Genomic DNA, 22801 nt, shown 5'->3' with positions numbered 1-22801 from the left:
TTTATGCCTGCGGAGGTCGCAACAAGGAGCCGAACGTTTGAAAAACGTACGATACGGCGTATTGGAAATGGTGGGAAAACGAAAAGTAAGAAACAGAAGGCGGGTCCAGCGATGTTCCCTGTTCCGTCAGAACGAACAGAAAACCGGCCGACATGTGATTGTAAAACGGAATCTTGGTGTGCGGATGCGGCGTCCGGGCGTGCCTGGAAAGCGGACTGTAATGCATCTCCAGAAACTGCCAGAACGAAAGATCCGCCTTGGCCCGGTGTTCCTGAAAATGGGTAAAAAGCCCCGGAATTTTGTACACCTCTTCAATGTCTGTCTGGGGAAACAGACTTCCTGCAAACATCAGGAAACTCAGAAAGAAGGCCGTACAGCGTTTCATCGGGCGTAAAGATACGGCTACCGGCCTGTTTCGGAAAGAAATCACCGGATTCTTCCGGCGCTGGCTCAAATCAGGTTATTCTCGTAGGCATACCGGACCAGTTCGGCGGCCGACCGCACATTCAGCTTCCGCATGATGCTCGACCGGTGGCTCATCACCGTCGACGGACTGATGAACAACTCCTCGGCGATGGCTTTTACGTTTTTTCCTTTGGCGACGAGCAGCAGCACATCCATTTCTTTCCGCGTCAGTTCAGAGGTTTCGCTGTTGAGAAAACTCGCGGCGAGCCGTCCTGTCAGGTCGCTGCTGATGTATACTTCCCCGCGGTAGATGCGTTCGAGGGCCATTTTCAGCTCGTAGTCGTTGACCGATTTGCTCACGAAACCGTTGGCTTTCAGTTGCAGGCAGCGTTTGACAACGGTCAGGTCGCTCAGCCCGCTGACGACCAGTATCAGGAGCGATGGCCACGTTTTCCGGCAATCGCGGATAAATTCGTCGACGTTTTCACCGGGAATATGGTAATCGGTTAACAGAAAGGTATAGTCTGTTTCCTGCAAGCGTTTCCGGGCAGCCTCCGTTGTCGTCTCGAAAGCTATTTTCGCCTCCGGCAGCAGTTTTTTCAGCAATTCGTACATGCCAAGGTTCAGCAGGACGTGGTCATCTACCAACAGAATCTTTACGGGAGGAAGGTCAACTTTCGGGTACTGTTTATCCATCTGGTGTCGACTTGGCTTGTCAGAACAAATGTAGGGGCGAAACGACCCTTCGGTAAATAGCCCGATCAGGGGAATTCGACTCCTTTCCATGTACGATATTTCTGGCGGTATTTATAGGCCTGCAATCAGGACCCTGCCCGGCTTTCTACTCATCTTCAGCCCGGCCGGAAACTCTTTTCAGGTCCGTTTTCCGGCGGGTTTGGGCAGCGTAAAAAAGAAAACTGTTCCCTGACCGGGTTCACTTTCCGCCCAGATATCTCCTTCGTGAAAAGCAATAATCCGCTGGCAGATCGAAAGACCCATTCCCGTCGGCATTTCACCCGCGGTACCCGCCCGGGCAATACGGGTGCGAAAATCGAATACTTCGTCAAGCCGGTCGGGAGGAATTCCGATACCATCGTCCTCTACGCTGAGAAGAATGCTATCCTGCTGGCTGGCAAGCCTCACGCGGATTTCAGCACCGGAATAGCTGAATTTGATGGCATTCCCGAGCAGGTTCAGCATCACGCGCCAGATGCTGTCGGCGTTGGCATAGCACCAGGCCGGGTGATCGCCCGAAAAAACGATCCGCTGATTTTTCCTCTCCGCCTCTGCCTGCATCAGGCGGATACACGGAGCGACGACGGTGTATAAATCGGTGAGCGTCCGGGCCGGCACCAGCTCTTCCCGCTCATACCGGAGAATGTTCTCAATAATCGCTGTCGAATCCCGGGAAGCCTCGGAGATGGCCCGGAGGACGTCCGCGGTTTCGGCCTGCCCCTGTATGCCCCGTTCGCTCAGGTGCTCGATCACTTTCATGGGATTTTTCAGGTCGTGCGCGATGACCCCGATCATGCGGCTATAACGCTGGTTAGAGGCGTGCAAGCCGGACAATGTCACCTCCAGCTGCCGGTTTACCGAGGTTACTTCCCGGTTGCGGGTTTTCAGCCTACGGGAATACAAGCCGATCAGCAGCAAAACGACGACCGAAGCCGCCGCGCCGCCGGCAGCCAGCAACAGGAACAGGGTTTTGACATTGCTTTGCTGCTCAAGCAAAGCCAGACGCCCCTCCGTTACAGCCAGGCGAAGCGACTGAATCACGTCCGATTCTGTTCGCTCGGCCGTCGCTTTGTTCTCTTTTTCGATCTCATTCGCATATTTCCGCTGGAAGAAAAGTGCCTGTCCGGAATCACCGGAACGTTCGTAGTACTGCGCCGCTGCGCGAAAAAATCGCTTCGAACCTTCTTCCGAATGCAGGGTATCCAGAACGCGCGTCACGGCCTGCAGCGCAGTCCCGGCCTCGCTCAGTTTTCCCGTCCGGGTACAGGCCTCTATCAGCCGGATGCGGGAAAAAAGCGCCGCTTCCGGAATACCTTTTTCGCAAAGTGAAATACTCCGGCGCAGCAGCGAGACCGTCGTATCCAGTTTATTACCGGCCAGCTCTACTTCGGCAATATTACTATAAACATTTCCGAGGGCATTAGCGGCGTCCTGGTGCTTTTCGGGATACCGGCGGGCATAGCGGCCGATTTCCTTCAGGGCAAGCCGGTACGCGATCAGCGCGCTGTCGGAGTCTCCGGCCCGAAAGTAGGCCAGTCCCAGGTTGTTGCAGGTTGTCTGCCGATCATAGTCTGTCGCCTGATCCATCGCACAACCGGAATACGTATTCAGCGCGTCACGGTAGTACCAGGCGGCCTCCCGGTACCGCTTCGCCCGATAGCGCATGGCGGCAAAGCTTGTGCTGATATTGATGCTGTTTCCGGCCGCAAAGCAGGTATCGGACAGGCGGCTTCCGAGCTCCATCGATTGCCGGAAGAACGATACCGCGCCTTCGGTGTCTCCGATATGGCCAAGCAGGATTGCCTTTCGCCGGTACATCATCGTCAGTAGCTTTTGCCGGTCGCTGTTGTCTGCCGTTTGTTGTTCGAGATCGGTGATGACAGAATCGGCATACCGCAGGCTTTCGCCAAACCGGCTGGCCGACTGCGTCCGGTCGCGCAGGAATTCCAGCCGGGCAATCCGCACGAGCAGTGTATCCGGAGCGGTTTTGCGCCGCAGCGAGTCGGCATACCGCATGGCCTGCGAACGGCCGGGGTTGTTATCTAACCGCGCGAGTTCGCGGCTTATTTTTTCATAGGCACTCAGGTCAACTACTGCTTTTTCAGGGGAACAACCCGTTAAAAAAGACAGTAAAACCAGGATACCGATCAGCATCGGGCGATGTGATCTCATACGTTCAGTCAGGTGTTGAAAGGAACTATTTCTATAGTCTGACGCCGTTATTCTGTCAAACTATAGAATCAATTTTGTTCGATCTTTCCGGGGAAAGGTTCTTACGGCAATATACCTGTTTTTGACTAGTGATCCATTGATAGCCTGGAAGAGCCGGACAGCTCTTCCAGGCTATACCGGTAAGGGTTACTTCCCGGAAAACAGTGTGGTCGTTTCCGCCACGAAAGCACGGAAAGTACGGGCCGGTACCCCCGTTACGTGCTGTACGGCGGGAGATACCCCGGATGCTTCACCCCTGGCATAATGGGCGTAGTCTTCCAGAAGGCCTTCCGCCTGCCACTCCGGAAATCCCGCCGCAAGTAGTCCGGGAAGTAACTCGTCTTCGGTCACGTTGATGTAGTGAACCGGTTTTCCCAGCTCTTCGGAGAGGATCTCTGCCAGCCGGCCGTGTGTCAGCGGTTCCGGTCCGGTCAGGTCGTATGTCTTTCCTTCATGGCCGGAGGTCGTGAGCGCTTCGGCAGCTACGGCGGCTATGTCCCGGATATCGATCAGGCTGACCGGAGCGTCTCCAGCCGTCGCGAAAAACACACCTTTTTCCGCGATCAACTGGCGGAAACCCAGCAATGCCTGCATGAAGAGATTCGGGCGGAGAAAGGTCCAGTCCATCCCGGAATCACGCAGTGCTTCTTCGACCCGGGCGTGGTAACGGAGAAAACGAACCGGCGAGTCAGCCGCCGCCGCCAGTTGCGACAGCTTCACGACATGCTGCACGCCCGCTTCCTTCGCCGCCCGGACGAAGGCGAGTTGATGGGCTTCCGCCTCTTCAGACGAATGCGTCAGCAGAAATGCTTTTTCGATACCTTCCAGTGCGGCGTGGAGGCTTGAGGAATCACGGAAGTCGCCGACAACTACCTCGGCGCCCGGCAATGCTGCCAATTGGGCGGCACGGGCATCAAGGGTACGGACCAGCGCCCGGAAAGAGGCTCCGCGGGCAGAAAGTTGACGGGCGAGTTCGGATCCGATGGTACCGGTTGCTCCGGTGATCAAAAGCGTGTTCATGGTCTGTTTTGTTTTTTGTTCGGGACAAAATTCAGACACGCCGCGTCCGCCGGATTGTACGAAAACGAAAGCAGGGAAAACCGCTCCGCTTCGGCCTGCGCGGCCGGCGGTTCGGCTGTGATCTCTTCCGGTTCGGGCAGTTTTCGCTTCCCCTTTCAGGGGCGTTGGTCCAATTTTGTGGCCTGATTCCCAAAAGCCATGAACCTCCCACTGAAACAGTACCTTGCTCTGGGCCTCGCCCTCAGCCTGACCGGATGTACGTTGAAAGGAAAAGAAGCCCCTCAGGAACAAACCGTTGCCAAACGTCCTGTGCTTACCCTTGCCGAGCAGTCCGTCACGCTTCATGCCGATTACCCCGCCCGTATTGAAGGGCGTGTGAACGTGGACATCCGTCCGCAGGTCGACGGCTACCTCGAAAAGATTTTTATCGAGGAAGGCGCCTATGTCCGCCAGGGACAGCCTTTGTTCAAAATCGCAGACGCGCCCTATAGCGAGGCGCTGCACACGGCACAGGCCAACCTCAGCGCCGCCCGCGCCGCGCTGAAAAGCGCCTCGCTCGAGGTAGAGAAACAAACCGAACTCGTACGCAACCGTGTCAGCTCCGAATTTCCGCTAAAGGCAGCCAAAGCAGCGCTGGAAAACGCGGAGGCCAACGTCGCCCAGCAACAGGCAGCGGTGGAATCTGCACGGATTAATGTCGGCTTTACTGTTCTGCGGGCTCCGGTGAGCGGCTATGTCGGCCGCATTCCGCGCCGGGTGGGTAACCTGGCGTCGAAAACGGATGCGCAGGCATTGACGCAACTGACAGACATCAGCGAGGTATATGCCTATTTTTCGCTGTCTGAAAAAGACTTTCTCCGCCTCAGCAGCCGCCGTCCGGATGTTCCGCTTCCGAAAGTCGTGGCACAGCTGCCGCCGGTAGACCTGGTGCTGGCCGACGGAACCAAATACCCGCATCCCGGGCATATCCAGTTGATCGACGGGCAGTTTGATACCCAGACGGGCGCGATCGGCGTGCGGGCCGTTTTCAAAAACCCGGCCTTCCTGCTCCGCTCCGGCAATACCGGCCGTATTTCCCTGCCGGAAACCCGGGCACATGCCCTGCTGGTGCCTACGCGTGCAACGGTAGACATGCAGGACAAGATCTTCGCCTTTCGCGTTGGTCCCGGTAATAAAGCCGAACGGGTAGCCCTGCGCATCGCCGGCAAAAGCGGAGACCATTATGTCGTTGAAAGCGGCCTGAAGCCGGGCGACCGCATCATTTCCGCAGAAGTAACCACCGTCACCGAAGGCGAATCCTTCCAGCCCGTCGCCACAAAAGAGTAAAAGCCATGCTGAAAACCATTATCGACCGACCGGTACTGGCCACGGTGATCTCCATCGTGCTCGTACTGCTGGGACTTGTGAGCCTGTCCCGGCTTCCGGTCACACAATTCCCTGATATCGCGCCGCCGACGGTCTTCGTCTCCGGCGCCTACCCGGGCGGAAACAGCGAAAGCGTAACCCGCTCGGTCATTACCCCGCTCGAAGAAGCCATCAACGGGGTGGAAAACATGCAGTACATGACGTCGTCAGCGGGAAGCGACGGCTCCTTCTCCATTCAGGTCGTTTTCCGGCAGGGTATCAACCCGGACCAGGCCGCCGTAAACGTGCAGAACCGGGTCGCGCAGGCCAACAGCCTGATACCGGCGGAGGTGATCCGGGCCGGTATCACGACCTCCAAGCAGCAGAACAGCAACATCATGTACTTCAACATCGTGAGCCACGATCCGGAGAAGTATGATGAAGTATTTCTGCAGAACTATACCAAAATCAACGTCATCCCGAGCCTGAAGCGGATTCAGGGTATCGGTAACGTGCAGTTGTTCGGAGGAAAAGACTACTCCATGCGTATCTGGCTCGATCCGCAGAAGCTGACGGTACACAGATTAGTACCTCAGGATGTGGAGAATGCCATCGCCAACAGCAGCCTCGAAGCATCGCCGGGCAAGCTCGGTGAGGAGTCAGATGCGCCGTTGCAGTATGTCGTGAAGTACAAAGGCAAACTGAACCAGCCGGAAGAATACGAGCGGATAGTACTCAAAGCCAATTCAGACGGCTCGATGCTGCGCCTCCGGGATGTAGCGCGGGTGGAATTCGGAGCGGCGTTTTACGATTCGGACAACAAGGAAGACGGCTTCCCGGCGGTCACGCTGGGTATTCAGCAAACAGCCGGGTCAAACGCCAACCAGATTGCCACCGAAGTGCGGAACCGCCTCGATGAGTTCAGTACCCGGTTTCCGAAAGGCGTTGAGTACCGGGTGATTCAAAGCGTGAAAGAACGCCTGGATCAATCGATCGATCAGGTAAAAAAGACGCTCGTAGAGGCCTTTGTGCTGGTCTTTATCGTGGTGTTTATCTTTTTGCAGGACTTTCGGTCGACGCTCATTCCGGCCATCGCCGTACCTGTCGCCATTATCGGGACGTTCTTTTTCCTGTCGCTGATTGGCTTCACAGTCAATGTATTAACGCTTTTTGCTCTGGTACTGGCGATTGGTATTGTGGTGGATGACGCGATTGTCGTCGTCGAAGCCGTACACGCCAAACTATCCGAAGGCGAATACGAACCGCGCGAAGCGGTACACGCCGCGATGGGCGAAATCACAGGCGCTATTATTTCGATTACGCTGGTGATGTCGGCGGTATTTCTGCCAGTCGGGTTTATGGAAGGGCCGGCGGGTATTTTTTACCGGCAGTTTGCCTTCACCCTGGCCATCGCGATCCTGATTTCGGCACTCAACGCGCTGACGCTCAGCCCCGCCCTGTGTGCGCTATTCCTGAAAAGCGGCCATGCGCAGCACAAAGGAATAGCCGGGCGGTTTTTCACGGCATTCAACGCCGGGTTCGATCAGCTGACCGGCCGCTACATCGGCGCGGTTCGCTTCCTGTCGAAACGAAAAATCCTCGCGCTCAGCGGCCTCGGAGCGATTTCCGTCCTGGCTTTCTGGCTGATGAACGAGTCCCCGAAAGCCTTCGTCCCGGAAGAAGACGACCGTTTTGTGATGTACTCCCTCGCCCTTCCGGCGGGGACGAACCTGAAGTTTACAACGCGGTCGATCACCCGAATCGACAGCGCTCTCCGCCATATGCCCGAAGTAGAAATGGTGACGAGCGTTTCCGGCTTTAACATCCTGAGCAACAGCGCGGGACCTTCCTACGGCATCGGCTTCATCCGACTCAAAGCGACAGAAGACCGCGGCGAAATACAGGATATGGACCAGGTGATCGTGGCGATGAACGAGCGCCTTGCTTCTGTCAAAGACGGCGAGCTGAGCCTTTTCCGCTCCCCGCCCGTCGAAGGTTTCGGGAGCGTGAGCGGCGCCGAGCTGGTATTGCAGGACAAAGCCGGCGGCGACCTGGGTGTTTTCAGTCAGACGGCAAACAGCCTCATCGAAGCGTTCAGCAAACAGCCGTCGGTTGGTGCAGCATTTACGACGTTCCGGAGCGACTTCCCGCAATTTGAAGTGGAGGTCAACGAAGACAAGGCATACCAGCTGGGAACCACCCCGCGGGAGGTACTGACCACGCTGCAACTCTTTTACGGGGGTGCGCAGGCGGGTGACTTTGTCCGGTTCGGGAAGTTCTACCGCGTGAATATCAAGTCGGAAGGAAGCTACCGCATGGACGAACAGTCGCTCAACCAGGTATTTGTCAAAAACAATACCGGGGCGATGATTCCCGTCGGTACGCTGGTACACCTTCGGAAAGTATACGGCCCGGAAGTCGTCAACCGGTATAACCTGTACAACAGCATCACGATCAACCTCCTGCCTGCCCCCGGCTACAGCAACAGCCAGGCCATGGCAGCGGCGGAGGAAATCCTGAGCCGGAAACTTCCTTCGAACTACGGATACGAATGGAGCGGGCTCAGCCGGGAAGAAAAGCGCTCCGGCGGCCAGACCCTGTTCATTTTCGGGCTGTGCGTGCTGTTTACGTACTTCCTGCTTGCAGCACAGTATGAAAGCTATTTGCTCCCGCTGGCGGTGATCTTTTCCATCCCAACGGGCCTTTTGGGGGTATATCTCGCCATCGGGGCAACCGGTATTACCAATAACATCTACGTACAGGTAGGGTTGATCATGCTGGTCGGATTATTGGCGAAAAACGCCATCCTGATTGTCGAGTTTGCCCTCAGGGCCCGCAAAGAAGGCATGCCGGTGGTACAGGCGGCGCTCGAAGGCGCGCGGCAGCGGCTCCGCCCGATTCTGATGACGTCTCTGGCGTTTGTAGCGGGACTATTGCCGCTGACGATCGCCACCGGCCCGTCGGCAGTCGGCAACCGCTCCATCAGTACCGGCGCTGCCGGCGGGATGATCACCGGCGTACTGCTCGGGTTGTTTTTCATTCCCGTTCTGTTCATTGTTTTCCAAACTCTCCAGGAGAAAGTGAGCCGCAAGCCGGCTCCCAAGCCACAACCTGTATGAAAACCCGACTGACTGTCCTGTTTCTCCTCGCGGCGCTCGCCGGGTGCCGCGTGGGGAAGGACTATAAACGCCCCGATCTGGCACTGCCCGAGCGGTTCCGGAACGGGCCGGCAGCCGACAGCGTCCGGCTTCCCAACCTCCATGATTTTTTTCGGAACGAAGGGCTCGTGACGCTGATTGACTCCGCCCTCCGGCAGAATAACAACCTGAAAATCGCCGCGGCGAATACGGAAATTGCCCGCACGACGCTGAAACGCGTACGCCTCGGCTACTTCCCGGAGCTCACGGCGCAGCTGACGGCCAACCGGAATATTTCGTCCCGCAATAGCCTCGCCGGCATCGGAAACGAACAGTTTATCGGCTCCCGGAGCGTCGATGATTTCACGACGAGCCTCGGTTTTTCATGGGAAATTGACCTCTGGGGCCGTATCCGGAAAGAAAAGGAAGAAGCCGTTTCACGCTTGTTTGAAGCCGGCGAAGTCCGGAAAGCGGTACAAACCCGGCTCGTCGCAGACCTCGCCACCGGCTATTATACCCTCTTGATGCTCGACGAGCAGCGGGCCATCGCCGAGTCCAGCCTGATTCTGGCCGACAGTACCCTCCGCATCACGGAGGTACAGTTCCGCGTCGGGGATACCCATGCCCTGGCGGTGCAGCAGGCGAGAGCACAGCTGGAGCAAACGCGCCAGCTCGTGCCGCAGATCGAACAGAGTATCCTCCAGCAGGAAAATGCCCTTAGTCTGCTGGCCGGGCAGTATGCTGAGCGTATCCGGCGGCAACCTGCTACGCCGGACGACCTGGCGCCTGTTGGCGCGTATCCCGTTTCGGCCCTCTCGGTACGCCCGGATGTACTCTCAGCCGAATGGAGCCTTCGCGCCGCGAACGCCCGCACCGGCGTGACCCAGGCGCAGATGTACCCGACGCTGACGATATCCGCATCGGGCGGTCTTAACTCCTTCCGGACGTCCAACTGGTTTACCGTTCCGGGATCAATTTTCGGACTGCTATCGGGCAGCCTGGCGCAGCCGGTATTCCAGCGCCGCCAGCTCAAAACGCAGTACGAACAGGCGCTCCTGGAAAGGGAAAAGGCTGTGTATCAATTCCGCCAGACCGTTCTGGAAGGGTATACACAAGTATCCGATGCGCTGGCCGTCGCCGAAAAAACGAGGGAGCAGTACCAACTGGCTCTGAACCGTGAAAATACCCTGCGGGAAGGACTTGTCTCGGCCGGCGTATTGTTCCGGACCGGTTCGGCGAATTACCTCGAAGTGATTTCCGCTCAGAGCAACTACCTCCAGGCCCGGCTTCAGGCCAGTCAACTCCGGCGCGACCTGTCCGTCGCCCGGGTTGAACTCTACCGGGCCATGGGCGGAGGCTGGAAATAGGTCCTGAAATCCCTACTTTTAGCGCATGTCCGACGAGAAGAAATACAACCGGTTCGTCCGGCTGGTCCTGGTACTGGTGGTATTCGTGCTGATTTATTTCCTGGCGTTTCTGATGAATCCTTTCAGTCCGTCATGGAAAGAATATGCCAACCACAGCGCCGCCGACCTCGCGATTGAAATCGCCCTCAGTCTGCTGCTGGGGTGGGCGATTATCGAAGTCAGCACGGGTATTGCCCACTGGTTGGAAAGACGCCTGCCGTGGACGAGCTCTCCGCTCCGGCGGTTTTTGCTGCAAACGACGCTGACGGTCGTGTCGGTGGTATTTCTGCTCGTTTTTCAGGACCTGGTGTTCCGGATTATTTACGGGGAATGCTGTTTCAGCCAGCAGGAAAGCCTGGAGTTGTGGCAGTTTTTCGTCGTCAGTGTACTGGTCTCGATTCTCGTGAGTACTGTTCATACCGGCTATTTTTTGTTGCAACGGTGGAAGACCTCGATGTCGGAGGCAGCGGATCTTCGGGTCAAAACCCTGGAACTGAAGGAAATAGCCATGCAGGCGGAGTTGCAGTCGCTCAAATTGCAGCTCGATCCGCACTTCATGTTCAACAACTTCAGTACGCTGTCGGAGCTGATCAACGATGACCCGGCCGTCGCCACCCGGTTTCTCGATAATCTCTCCCGCGTGTACCGGTACATGATTCAGAATGTCAAGCGGGATCTGGTGCAACTGGGCGACGAGCTCGCGTTTGTAAAGGCCTATCTTTACCTCATCCGCATCCGCCACGGGGAAAACGTACAGGTGACCATCGGCGTTGGAGACGAAGCCCGGAAACGGGCCATTCCACCGATTACCCTGCAATTGCTGATCGAAAACGCCATCAAACACAACGTGGCGACGGCCTCGCAGCCGCTGCGGATTACGGTAACGGCGGACGACGACTGGCTGTACGTCATCAACAACCTGCAGCCGATTCCGAACCCGATGCCGTCGACCGGCACGGGCCTTGCCAACATCACAGACCGGTACCGGATTTTGTCGGGGCGACTGCCGGAAGTGAGTCAGGGATTGACGGAGTTTACGGTCGTACTTCCGTTGCTAGATTTTTAGGCTTATGACGATTCTGATTGTTGAAGACGAAAAACCCAATGCCGCCCGGCTCCGGCGTATCCTGACCGAACTGGGCGGATACCGGATCGTCGGCATACTCGAAACAATACGCGAGAGCCTCGAATGGCTGCAGGAGCAGCCGGCGCCGGATGTGATTCTGATGGACATCCGCCTGTCAGACGGGCTGAGTTTCGACCTATTTGCGCAGACAGATATCCGTTGTCCGGTAATATTCACGACTGCTTACGACGAGTATGCCGTCCGGGCATTTCGTGTCAACGGACTTGATTATCTGCTCAAACCCATTGAAAAAGAGGAATTGAAACTCGCCCTGCAGAAAGTAAAACCGGCCGGAAACCTGGCAGCTGCGGGCGTGGAGGATCTCCTGAAGCTCTTTCGTTCGTCTTCCGCCCTGTACCGCCGCCGGTTTCTGCTCCCGAGCTTCGACGGGTTCAAAACGGTACCGGTGGAGCAAATCGCCTATGTCTATTCAGAATACAAAGTCACGCACCTGACGCTCATGAACGGGCAGGTTGAAGCTATTCCGCAAAGCATGGATGAACTGGAGGAAGAACTGGATCCCGATCCGTTTTTCCGGGCGAACCGGCAGTTTATCATCCACGTCAACAGCATCGACGTCATCCGGAACAGCTTCAACGGCAAGCTGCTGGTATTACTCCGCGACGGTACCGAGGTCATGATCAGCCGGGAAAAAGCGCCGGTATTTAAGGCGTGGCTGGATCGGTAGCGGATGGTTGGTAGTTCGGTGAAGTCGTCGTACTTTCCTTCGTCCAATGTATCCAACCCGATGATCAACCAGATTTTGTATGTCTTTTTTCTCGCCTCAACGGCGGCGGGGTTTGCGGGCTTTCTGTTTTTCCTGTACCGACCTTCCGACAATCAGCAGCGAAATGCCCTCCTCTGTCTGTTTATCGCACTGATTTCCTGTCGGCATGCGTCCGGATTCCCTGGCCCCGTGCAATACCTGTATGGTCTTCTGCCGGCGCTCTATCCCTGCTTTTACTTCCTGATCCGCACATTCGTTCAGCCTGAATTCCGGCTCGGCCGCGAGCACTATGTGCACCTAGCTCCGCTTGGTATTTTGCTGGCGATGGTAGCCTTGCATATCCCCTTCGCGGATCGCAACGACCCTTTTGCTTTTCTCTTTGAGGTATTCGCCGCTCAGACGGTAGTTTTTTTACAATACTTTGGTTACGTCGGCGGCGCCTGGGTATTGCTTTTCCGAACCGGACGAGGGAACGGGGTCCGCCCCGCCCGTATTATTACCCTTCTGGTGACCGTACTGGGCATTATCGCCTATGTGAAAAGCAGGTTGCCGCAAATCGAGTACGGATGGACTGTCGTTTACGTGGAGTTGGGAACAGGCCTGATTCTTGTGGCAGTCGCGGCCTTCATTCTGTTCCGGCCCGGCTATGAACAGCCACGTATTGGAGAGGAATGATGTCCTTTTTGTCGGGACCGTCGCAGCTTTACCGGTAAATCCCCCGCATCCTGAACAAAAAGTCATTCATAATCTGGCGCGTCAGGTTCCGGTATAGTTCGTCGTAGGAAGGAGGCTGGTTGAACGCTCCGCGGATGATCGCCCAGTCCTTTTCGCTCAGCGCGCGGGAGTCGCCGGTATACCGGCCGGTCAGGTTTTCCCAGGCATACCGGGCCGGAAAGCGGTCGGACGAAACCGGCTGCCCACCGGCTGTCGTAATGCGGCAATCCATCGTCGCCCGCGCTTCAATACCCCGCCGGGTGACGAAAACCGTCGCCGATACCTTCTCCGGCGCAATTTTCAGCCTCGGATCGGCCGGCAGCGTTTTGCTGACGGTATAGGAATAGCTATTGGTAAACATCCTGCCGAACCAGATATCGCTCAGAAGTATATCCATGTACTGATCCGGACGGACATCGCGCGTGGACGGATCACGCGCGCCATAGAACTTCACGTAGTTGCCGAGCGTATTCAGGTTCCAGAGTACCTCTCCTTCAAAAAAGGCCCCGTTGACCGAGTACCGGCCAAAACGCTGGTCAAATTGTCTTACGACCACATGGGTAACCGATAGGTCTTCCGCCGCTGAAAGCTGCTGCACAACATCCTTGTAACCAGGCACATATGCATCCGCGCGACGGAAATGCGTCAGCGCTTCACGCGCGTCCTGCCGGGAAGGCCCCCGGCCCATCAGTACCATCCCGGCTTCATAATGGTACGAGGCAGCCTCCCGCGCGGCGGAATCAAACGGCGCGGAGTAGTCTTTCACGGTGAGCGACGGTATGCCCTGACCGGCATCGTACAGCTCCTGAAGGGTTTTGTAGTTCGCATAAGCCTGGTCGAGGCGGTCGCCCATACGCCGACCCGAAGCCGCTTTTGCCGAATTGATACCTGCCAGCAATTGAGCAGCGGAGCGGTCGTACGCTTCGCTTAGTTGCCGGCGGATGGTTTCGTCGTCCGGCTTTTTCTTCCAGTCTTCTATCGCTGAATAAAAGGCTTCGGTATAGCGGCCGCTGTCCATCAGTTTTTGTGTGGACTTGCAGGCGACCAGCAGGAGAAATGCCAGGAGCAGATAGTGTTTCATGGCGGTGTATGTTGATTCTCCAATCTTCCGATGTATCTCCTGTGCTAATTCCAAAGCGGTAGACGGAGGCTCTGTCTGGTACGCGGAGACCTGGCTATCGTCTGCCGCGACGATCTAACCAGCCGCTTTGCAAGGGGATAACATTCAGGATTCCAATGTAATAACTATTTCGCCTGCTTGTATACGTTTACTGCCGGACTACCTCGTCGGGCCAGCGTACTGCCTTTCCCGAAGCCCGGAAAACCGGCATCTGCGCGTTCCGTTCGCGCAGGTAATTACTGAGCGCTATGGCCAGCTTCCGGGTAGTTTCCGGTCGGGCAAAGGCCAGGTCATCTGTCTCTCCGATATCTTCCTTCAGATTGTACAACTCGCATTTTTCGCGGCGCTGGTCGTACACCAGCTTCCAGTCCCCGAGCCGGATAGCGCTCGCCCAGGAAACCAGCGGCCCCTCCTCCGCGATCCAGCGGTTGGGATGGTGCCAGACGAGCGGTCGCTCCGGACCTTTCCTCTCCGGATTCTTGATCACCCGAAGAAAGGACTGCCCGTCAATCGTGCCCGCCGGTCGGTCGGCACCCGCAGCGTCCAGGATCGTCGGAAAGAAATCTTCCACCAGCACATTCGCCTCCGAACGTTTACCGGCCGGCGCGACGCCCGGCCAGCGCACCAGCATGGGTTCCCGGATGCCGCCCTCGTAAACCGAACCTTTACCCGCCCGCAGCGGCGCATTGTGCGTATGGGCGGGTGCGCTCCGCGGTGGCGACAGGCTCAGCCCGCCGTTGTCCGACATAAAAACAATTAGGGTATTCCGCGCCAAACCCTTCTGATCGAGGTAGTTCAGCACGTCGCCCAGGCTTTTATCCATGCCTTCGATCAGCGAAGCATACCGGGCTTCGACGGGAGGTAGGCCCTCTTTGAGGTAGCGATCTACGAAACGCGGATCACCCATGATCGGGGTGTGAATCGCATAGTGGGTCAGGTACAGAAAAAACGGCTTGCCGCCCCGCTGATCGAGAGCCTTCAGGGCCTCTTTCGTAAGGGCTTCGGTCAGGAATGTCTCCGTACCGTGGTAGGCTTCGAGCCCGGGAACGGCGTTGCGTCCCGGTTTTCCTCCGGAAGGATGGTCGTAGTTTTCGGTACCGAGGTAGCTTCCGGGGTGGCCGATTTCGTTCCCGGCGATGTTCACAGCAAAACCGATATGCTTCGGGTCAGCACCCGGTTTTCCCTTTGACCCGAAATGTGCCTTTCCGCAATGAACGGTGTAATAGCCTTTTTGAGAGAGAAGTGCAGGAAGAGCCGTTGCGACGACCGTCCGCGGCGTTCCCGGCTGCGGACTCAAGCCGTTGATGTTCCAGTCGACCGGCAGCAACGTCGTATCCGCATAGTCAGTGCTGGTGTCGGGTATGGGAGATGTCCAGTTCGTCACCCGGTGCCGGGCAGCGTTGAGCCCGGTCATGAGGCTGATGCGAGACGGCGTGCACAACGGCGTCGCATAGGCATCGGTGAAGACAATCCCTTCCCTAGCCATCCGCTCCATCGCAGGGGTATGGTACCGGCGGTTGAGCGGCGTTTGTTCTTTCCAAAAGGGCACGGACGTATCCTGCCAGCCCATGTCGTCGACGAGAAAGACAATGATATTCGGCGGTGCAGCGGACGGGCGCGTCCCGGACGGGCGCGTCCCGGAACAGACGAGTAATAGCAAACAGACGGTGAAGAGGTTTCGCATCGGGTATTCTTTTCGTCCCGAAAAATCAACGTTCCCCGCCACATCTGCAAACAAAAACAAGCCGGAGAGTGATTCTCCGGCTTGTCAATCAGCAAGATCTGACGGATCAGAAGCTGTAGCGACCGCCAATCTGAATCTGGAACGGATCTCCGGACGGCGTTATGACGCCGGAGTTGTTCACGCGGTATACAAACTGGTTGGTCGTTTTGTCGAATGCGGCTACGCCCGGAGTGGTTTTCGTTGCCGGAATACCCAGACCATACAATGCCTGCGATCCGAGGGAGCGGTTGACGCCCCAGTCACGCTTGAGCATATTGGTGAAGTTGAAGATATCCGCCGACAACTCGACGCCGTGGTTTTTGTAGATCTTAAAGTACTTCGATACCCGGAGGTCGATCGTACTGTAAAAACCGTTGATACCACCGTTCCGCTCGGCCATTTTACCTTCGTATTTGAGGATATAGTCCTTGAGGCTCTGACTGGCCGTCGGGCTGTCGAGCAGGCCCTGAAGACCGGTTTTGACGTTTTCAGGTACGGCAGCGTTCTTCCGGTCGAAAATAAAGGCGAGGTCGTTCGTACCTGATACGAAGTCAGCATTGGTATTTCCGCCGGAGAGCAGGGAGTACCGTGTACCGCCCATACCGGAGAACCGGAAGCCTACTTTGAAGCCGGCAAAGGTCGGCAGCGTTCCGTAAACAACTACTTTATGACGGAACTGCCCGTCGGAGTAGCTCATCTTGCTGAGATTACGCGGGTCGTCTTTTACGGGGAGAGAGAGCGTTGCGGTATTCGCCACGTTTCCGTTGAAGGAGGTATTGTCCTTCGCATCGTTCCAGGTATAGCTCGCCGTGATTTCGCCGTCTTTGAAGTACTGATAGGTAGCGTCGACCACAACTGCGAACTGGTTCACTTTTCCTTCCGAGTTCAGCTCCAGCACCCGGCCGAGTTTCTGACTGATGCGGCCCTGAAGCCAGTCGCCGGCGCCGTTGGTCGGCATGCTCGAAGCAGGAACATATACGCCGCGGTTGTCTTCGTTAGCGAGGCGAAAGAACGGGTCTTTCACCATGTTCCGGTCCACATACATGTAATTATTCCGGCCCAGCGACATATATCCCGCGATACCTACCCGCAGTTTGTCTGTCAGGTACTTGCTGTACGACAGGTTGGCTTTGTAGACAATCGGAACGTGCACATTTGACCCGTTCGTATTGATCGTCGGAAGCTGAAACTGCGCCAGCGTCGGGATCGCGTTGTAATCCTTCCGGTAGGCGGCGAAATCCGGCGTCGGGATGTTCGGGGCGCGCACGTCCACCGTTGCCAGGTGCTTGCCGTCGAACGTCAGGTTGTTGATAACCATGTAGTTGTTGATGTCGGACGAGAAGATACCCGCGCCGGCACGGAAGATATCCGTGTGGCGGTCGTTCACATCCCATGTCAACTGGATACGCGGCTGTACCACAAACGATTTGATCTTGTTGTCGGTCCGCACGCCGGTTTCGTCAAGTACCAGCTGGTTCAGCGGCGACGACGGGTAGTGTGCGTAATCGAAGCGCAAGCCGGCGGTCAGATCGAGGCCCAGCGCCAGCTTTGTTTTCATCTGTCCGTATGCGCCGGCGTTGAAGATGCCGCCGCGCACGGTCCAGTCGTCCATCAGGGGTACTTCGCGGTAATAACGGTACGGCTTGAGGTTTTCGAAGTTCTCCAGTGCGCTGATCGTCACGTTGTTGACGACTTCCTGATTGTAGTGGAAGCGGCCGTTTACTTCACTGCCGTATTTCGACTTGGCATGGGTATACATCAGGTCAATGCCGAAGGTAAATTCCGCCTTGTTTGTGTTGTAGTACAGGTTGTCGACGAGCTGAAAGACATTGTTCGTGAAGCCTTCCTGCGCGAAGCGGTGACCGCCCATTTGAATATTGGTGGTTTTGGTCTGCCCGTCAATTGTCGACGCGACGTTCTCTACAATCGCACGCGGAATATTCGCCGCAGGCAGCTGATCGCCGGGACTGCTCTTCTGGTACGTGTACAGGTGCTGGAGTTTCAGCTCGTTCGTCACTTTCGGGTTCAGGGCCGTCCGGAGGCTGGCGAGGAGGCTGTTGTCCATGTTGTAGTCATTGCCGTACGACTCCAGGATGTTGATCGACGTGTTGTCTGCCAGGCCGAGCTTGTTGCGATCGCTGGTGTAATTGTCCCGGATCGTCAGCAGGTTCTTCTGGTCGATCTGCCAGTCAATCCGACCGAAAATAGCGTCAGAACCGCGTTTCTTTCCGAAAGAACCGTATTGAGGCGTGTTGGCGACGCCGTACTTGCTGCGGGCGATGTCGACGAATTTGTCGAGCGTTGCGCGGTTTACGTTGAAGCGAAGTTCGTCGGCGGGCGACTGAACATCGGCAATAATCAGCGGGCGCGAATCCGCCTGGTGATCCCATACCACAAAGTAGTGCAGTTTGTCCTTGATAATCGGACCACCCAGGGAGAAGCCGAACTGGTTGGTGGAATACTTCACCGACCGGCGGTTACCGCGGATGTCGTACCGGCTGGAGAGCCAGTTGGCACGGGTATAGTTGAAGATGCTACCGGTCATGGTATTGGTACCGGACTTGGTTACCGCGCTGACCGCACCGCCGCCTGCGCGGCCCTGCGTTACGTCATACTGGTTGGTGACGACTTTGAACTCCCGTACCGCTTCCATCGAAATGGAATACGGCGCGCCACTCCGGCTGGTCGTGGAACCGGCAGAAGTAGGGTTCTTCGCGTTCATCCCGTCGATCGTGTAGTTGGTCGACGATCCCAGCTGGCCCGACAGGTTACCACCCCGGCTCAGCGGAGAAAGATCCGTAAGCGAGGTGAAATTCCGACCGTTTACCGGCAGGCGCGTAATGGCGCGGGCTGAAATGGCCGTCGCTGCGCCGATGTTTTCAATTTTGTTTTTGATACCGGATCCGACGACCTGAACGACCTCCAGCGTTTTACCCGCGTCTTCGAGTTTCAGGTTGATTTTCACGGCATCGCCCTGGTTGAGGGAGTAGCCGGTGCGCCGTTGTTCGCCGAAACCCACGAAGGTCGAAACGATCGTGTAGGGTCCGCCGAGCGGAAGCTCCTTGAATGAGTATTCTCCTTTGGCGTTGGTGATGGTACCGGTCGAGAAGCCGGTCGATTCGTTCCGCACGCGTACCGTAGCTCCGGCAAGCGGCGTGTTTTCATTTTCATAGATGACCCCTGAGATCGATGCCTGGGTCGTCTGCGCCATGAGCGCGGAAGACAGGCAGGAAAGACACAGGAGAATGCAGCCAAGTAAAAAACGTTTCATGCAGTTTTCTGAAGGGAAGTTTTCCGGCTGCAAAACAAGTGAGCCCGTGCCGCGGATTCGGTTAAGGAAATGTTACCGATATGTGATGTTTCCGTTCGGCAGTAGCCCGAAACGGCCTGTTTCCCGTAGTCGGATTCTTTCGTTTCTTTCGGAAAAATCCGGTATGATCCGCTTCCTTTTTATTCTCTTCTGGGCGATTCCGTTCATCAGCACGGCCCAGTCCGCTCCGCTCGTCACCGGCCCGGACCATGTTCCTGTGGCGGTTTCTGATCTGGAATCGGCGGCGGCCCGCTTCCGGAAACTGGGCTTTGCGCTGAAAGAGGGCCGTCCGCATGACAACGGTATCCGCAACCGGCACATCAAGTTTCGGGATGGCACCGAAATGGAGATCATCACCGCTCCGGAAGCGAAAGATGAACTCACAGCCAACTACCGTCGCCTGCTCGTACAGGGCGACGGCCCGGCGTATCTGGCCTTCCTCGCGCCCGACCGCGCAACACTCCGCAGCCGCCTCGACGCGGCTGGTATCCCGCATACAGGGGATAGCTTTCGCGGAGCGCTGGACACCTATTTCCTGGGTTCGGGAAACCAGTCGCCCACCGACAAACCCGAACATTTCGCGCATGCCAACGGCGCGGAGTCACTCATCAGCGTCTGGCTAGCGCCCGATGATCCGAAGGCGCTGCGGGAGTTGCTGCATGTATTCGGGGGAACGACCACCCGGGAAACAGTCCGGATACCCGCGAAGCTCAACGCCGAAGTTACCCGCTTCCGGGACGGAGAGATCGTCCTGCTACCCGCATCTTACCAGCGGTTGGCTCATCGCCCGATCATCGGCGCGACGCTGCGCGTTAAAAGCCTGAAAACGACGCGGGCCCTGTTCGAACAAGCCGGAATAAGGCCGGTTGCCGCCGGGAAAAGCCTGTTCCTTTCTCCGGAACAGACAGCCGGCTTCTGGCTGGAATTTCGGGAGGTTCCGGAGCGGCATCCCTGAAAAAACCGAAAAGTTCACCATATCCTGGTCTGCCTGGTCTGTTATTTTTGGCATTTTCGGATCTGTGATTTTTCATAAAAAATTAGTAGTTTCCCGTAAGAAAACACCTGTCTATGACCATTCAGGAAGCGACTGATCTGATCCGGTTTTCCCCTGATCCGGCCAAGGCTGTCTGGCTTGAGCTCGGTGCAGGCGGAGGAACATTCACCCGTGCGCTGGCCCGGTTGCTGCGCCAGGGTAGTACTATTTATGCGGTAGACCGGCAGCCGTTGCGGCTCGAGCCGGTTGTCGACGGCGTCCGGATTCACGGCATGCAGGCCGATTTTGAGTCCGAAGCGCTGCCGGTTCCGCCGGCCGACGGGTTGCTGATGGCCAATGCCCTCCACTACGTCCGTCATCCGGAGGCGTTTCTGGAGCGGCTGTTTCCGCTGCTGCAAACCCGGCATTCCCTCCTGATTGTTGAATATGAGCTGACGCAAGGAAATCCCTGGGTGCCGTATCCGCTGGATTTCGCCCGGCTGACCCGTCTCGCCGAACAAGTCGGCTACCAGACAATCCGGAAGCTCGGCGAGCGACCGTCTCTCTACGGCCCCCATCCTTTATACGCCGCCTTAATCGAATCATCGACTACCTAATCCGGCCCTGCTTTTCATGAACACAGGCGATCACTACCACCTCAGCCACTACATCCCCTGGACACGCTTCCAGATCTACAAACTCCTTCTCATCAGCACCATTCCGGCGATTATCTATGCCTGCACCGGCGGCAAGTGGTTTACCATGCCCTGGGTGCCGGTTGCGTTGCTCGGAACGGTGACGGCGTTTATCTCCGGTTTCCGGAACACCCAGACCTACAACCGTACCTGGGAAGCCCGGCAGATTTACGGAGGCATTATCAACCAGAGCCGCAGCTTCGGAATACTCGTGCGCAGTATGGTTCGCGCCGATGACCCTGCCCTCGAACAGGATATCCACCAACGGCTGATCTACCGGCACATCGCGTGGCTGACAGCCCTGCGGTTTCAGCTGCGCGAAGTACGCAGCTGGGAATACATCAAAAAACGGAGGTATAATCAGGAATATCAGAAGCGGTATTACGTCGTGCCGGAATGGCAATCGGACATGGGCGAAGAACTGAAGCCTTTTTTGCCAGAAGAAGAACGACAGTATATCCTCGCCCGGAAAAACAAGGCGACGCAGCTGCTGTCCCGGCAGTCTGACGAGCTGCGCGGGCTGAACGAAGCGGGATTGTTGACGGATTACAACTTCGTCGCGCTCGAAACCCACCTCAAAGACCTGTATGACCAGCAGGGCCGGTGCGAGCGCATTAAAAACTTCCCCTATCCGCGGCAGTATTCCAGCCTGAACCTGTTTTTTACCAACCTGCTATGCATCCTGATTCCGTTCGGGATGGTACAGGAATTCGCAAAGTTCGGACCGGAATTTGTCTGGCTCTCCATTCCGTTCAGTACGCTTCTCGGCTGGGTATTCGTGGCGCTTGATATGACCGGCGAGGCCACCGAAAACCCGTTCGAAGGCAGCGCCAACGACGTACCCATCACCCAGATTTCCCGCACGATCGAAATCGACCTGCGCGAAATGCTCGGCGAAACCGACCTTCCCCCTGCTATTCAACCTGTTAACAACATTGTTCTTTAACATCATGAACCACCTCGAAACAGTACGGCGCTGGTATCCGAATGCGCTGACGTCTATTGAAACCGTCGACCGCCTCCTCGATACCCTCGGGCGCACGCTGGGTCTTTCGCCCCGGCAGATCATGCATGCCGACAGCCTCTGCTGCGACGACGTAAATGCGATTCAGTATCCTCCGCGGGCGCTGGAAATGCTAGGTCCTTTCCACCTCGGCGGCCTCGACGGTTTCCCCTTCGCCGGCGTGACCGGTATGAACGCCTTCGCCCATCACGTGCCGGAAGACGGAGCCGTACTCGTCTTTTTCGCGCCGCATATCGGGGTTACCAAGGAAGGATCTTTGGGAGAAATCAGCCGGATCGGCCAGAGTCAGGCTTCTGCGTGCTGTGGCGCCGCCAAAGGTGCGCTCGGAAAGTTACTTGCCGGAAACATCCGGCCGGGTGCGGTGACGGACCTCGATTACCAGATGAACACCATCGAACAGATTTTCCTGAAAGAAGAAAGCCGCATTAAAAACGCTCCGCATTCCTTGTTTGAAGCGACAGAAGTCATGTATGAAGCCATCAATCAGCGCATTGATGTACTCGTGAGTCAAACCAGCTATCCCTGCCGGTATGTAATACTCGCCGGCGCGGTATTCATCAACGGCGACCGCGATATGGGTTCATTTTGTTCCTACAAGCGCCTGGAGTGCATTCACCTCGAAACGGGAGAGCGCCGGGACCTGCTCGACGAATACTACCGGTAGCGGGTACTTTTGAACAGCGCCAGACCGCCGGCCAGCAATGCGAAAACTTTGACGCCTTCCATTGCGATGTACATTATGTGAAGGCGCGACGGCGGAACCGGTCGGTGATGGATCATCTCTTCCGCACGCGCGTCGAGCGCCGGCAGCAACCAGACCGTCTCCGCAACCAGAATGGCGATGGCAATCCACAGCGGCCAGCGAAGCCCGTTCCGACTCAGGAAAGCGCTTCCAAGCACCGCTACCGCGAATACCCATTCGATTTTGTTCAGGGCGGAGAACACCAGTCGCCCGATACCCAAACCAATCGGGATCGTCACACCCGGAGCCTGAAACTTCAGCCAGGCTTCGAGAAAACTGATCGCGCAGACAAAGCCGATCCAGGTAAAAATACAGACGATCGCAACAGGCTGATGGGTTTTCATGCATTCCGGCCGGCGGACAATCCGGCGCGGCGAAAATAAAAAGTA

General features: G+C 56.8%; 18 protein-coding genes. 10 read left to right on the top strand and 8 right to left on the bottom strand.

Going from position 1 to position 22801, the window contains the following annotated elements; all coding sequences use genetic code 11:
* Position 1 precedes the first annotated feature (1 nt).
* From BLR09_RS00895 to BLR09_RS00880, 4 genes are all read right to left on the bottom strand, one after another.
* Positions 2-385 carry a hypothetical protein gene (locus BLR09_RS00895; RefSeq protein WP_093196583.1) on the bottom strand — a complete coding sequence of 128 codons (384 nt, stop codon included), beginning with the start codon at positions 383-385 and terminating at the stop codon, positions 2-4.
* A gap of 65 nt (positions 386-450) precedes the next feature.
* The gene (locus BLR09_RS00890; protein WP_176785394.1) at positions 451-1101 is read right to left on the bottom strand and encodes a LuxR C-terminal-related transcriptional regulator; all 651 of its coding nucleotides are present in this window, start codon (positions 1099-1101) and stop codon (positions 451-453) included.
* 177 nt (positions 1102-1278) lie between these two features.
* On the bottom strand, positions 1279-3312 hold the full coding sequence (locus BLR09_RS00885) for a tetratricopeptide repeat-containing sensor histidine kinase (RefSeq protein WP_093196579.1): 2034 nt from the start codon (positions 3310-3312) through the stop codon (positions 1279-1281).
* A 186-nt stretch (positions 3313-3498) separates the two neighbouring features.
* Complete coding sequence (locus BLR09_RS00880; RefSeq protein WP_093196577.1) at positions 3499-4371, bottom strand: SDR family oxidoreductase; 873 nt, start codon at positions 4369-4371, stop codon at positions 3499-3501.
* A 198-nt stretch (positions 4372-4569) separates the two neighbouring features.
* On the opposite strand from BLR09_RS00880, the gene BLR09_RS00875 reads away from it, so the two are divergent.
* The 6 genes from BLR09_RS00875 to BLR09_RS00850 are packed head-to-tail and all read left to right on the top strand — an operon-like array spanning position 4570 to position 12786.
* The gene (locus BLR09_RS00875) at positions 4570-5697 is read left to right on the top strand and encodes an efflux RND transporter periplasmic adaptor subunit (RefSeq protein WP_093196575.1); all 1128 of its coding nucleotides are present in this window, start codon (positions 4570-4572) and stop codon (positions 5695-5697) included.
* 5 nt (positions 5698-5702) lie between these two features.
* Entirely contained in the window at positions 5703-8834 is a 3132-nt protein-coding gene (locus tag BLR09_RS00870; protein ID WP_093196573.1) for an efflux RND transporter permease subunit, read from the top strand.
* Complete coding sequence (locus tag BLR09_RS00865; protein ID WP_093196571.1) at positions 8831-10219, top strand: efflux transporter outer membrane subunit; 1389 nt, start codon at positions 8831-8833, stop codon at positions 10217-10219. Before BLR09_RS00870 ends, BLR09_RS00865 begins: the two co-directional genes overlap by 4 nt.
* Positions 10220-10244: 25 nt before the next feature.
* The gene (locus tag BLR09_RS00860) at positions 10245-11324 is read left to right on the top strand and encodes a sensor histidine kinase (RefSeq protein ID WP_093196569.1); all 1080 of its coding nucleotides are present in this window, start codon (positions 10245-10247) and stop codon (positions 11322-11324) included.
* A gap of 4 nt (positions 11325-11328) precedes the next feature.
* Entirely contained in the window at positions 11329-12072 is a 744-nt protein-coding gene (locus BLR09_RS00855) for a LytR/AlgR family response regulator transcription factor (protein WP_093196567.1), read from the top strand.
* A gap of 60 nt (positions 12073-12132) precedes the next feature.
* The gene (locus BLR09_RS00850) at positions 12133-12786 is read left to right on the top strand and encodes a hypothetical protein (protein ID WP_143010977.1); all 654 of its coding nucleotides are present in this window, start codon (positions 12133-12135) and stop codon (positions 12784-12786) included.
* Between the two features lie 28 nt (positions 12787-12814).
* Here the strand turns inward: BLR09_RS00850 and BLR09_RS00845 are convergent, their stop codons facing one another.
* The 3 genes from BLR09_RS00845 to BLR09_RS00835 form a co-directional block, all read right to left on the bottom strand.
* The gene (locus BLR09_RS00845; RefSeq protein ID WP_093196563.1) at positions 12815-13906 is read right to left on the bottom strand and encodes a hypothetical protein; all 1092 of its coding nucleotides are present in this window, start codon (positions 13904-13906) and stop codon (positions 12815-12817) included.
* Positions 13907-14093: 187 nt separating this feature from the next.
* Positions 14094-15629, bottom strand: coding sequence for a sulfatase (locus BLR09_RS00840; protein ID WP_093196561.1), 1536 nt, complete (start codon positions 15627-15629; stop codon positions 14094-14096).
* A 106-nt stretch (positions 15630-15735) separates the two neighbouring features.
* Positions 15736-18939 (bottom strand): TonB-dependent receptor, encoded by a 3204-nt coding sequence (locus tag BLR09_RS00835; RefSeq protein ID WP_093196559.1) that lies wholly within the window; start codon positions 18937-18939, stop codon positions 15736-15738.
* 163 nt (positions 18940-19102) lie between these two features.
* On the opposite strand from BLR09_RS00835, the gene BLR09_RS00830 reads away from it, so the two are divergent.
* The 4 genes from BLR09_RS00830 (at position 19103) to BLR09_RS00815 (ending at position 22334) form a co-directional block, all read left to right on the top strand.
* Entirely contained in the window at positions 19103-19933 is an 831-nt protein-coding gene (locus BLR09_RS00830) for a VOC family protein (protein ID WP_176785393.1), read from the top strand.
* 113 nt (positions 19934-20046) lie between these two features.
* Complete coding sequence (locus BLR09_RS00825) at positions 20047-20568, top strand: class I SAM-dependent methyltransferase (RefSeq protein ID WP_093196555.1); 522 nt, start codon at positions 20047-20049, stop codon at positions 20566-20568.
* A 16-nt stretch (positions 20569-20584) separates the two neighbouring features.
* Positions 20585-21592, top strand: a complete 1008-nt coding sequence (locus BLR09_RS00820; protein ID WP_093196553.1) for a bestrophin family protein — start codon at positions 20585-20587, stop codon at positions 21590-21592.
* Positions 21593-21596: 4 nt separating this feature from the next.
* Entirely contained in the window at positions 21597-22334 is a 738-nt protein-coding gene (locus BLR09_RS00815; RefSeq protein ID WP_093196548.1) for a hypothetical protein, read from the top strand.
* On the opposite strand, the gene BLR09_RS00810 is transcribed toward BLR09_RS00815, so the two are convergent.
* Positions 22325-22756 (bottom strand): hypothetical protein, encoded by a 432-nt coding sequence (locus BLR09_RS00810; RefSeq protein ID WP_093196546.1) that lies wholly within the window; start codon positions 22754-22756, stop codon positions 22325-22327. The two genes, BLR09_RS00815 and BLR09_RS00810, sit on opposite strands and share 10 nt — an antisense overlap.
* Positions 22757-22801 lie beyond the last annotated feature (45 nt).

It is taken from the genome of Siphonobacter aquaeclarae, assembly GCF_900103285.1.
Taxonomy (GTDB): domain Bacteria; phylum Bacteroidota; class Bacteroidia; order Cytophagales; family Spirosomataceae; genus Siphonobacter; species Siphonobacter aquaeclarae.
Note: the sequence above shows the minus strand (reverse complement) of the source record. Positions and strands in the feature narration are given on the sequence as shown.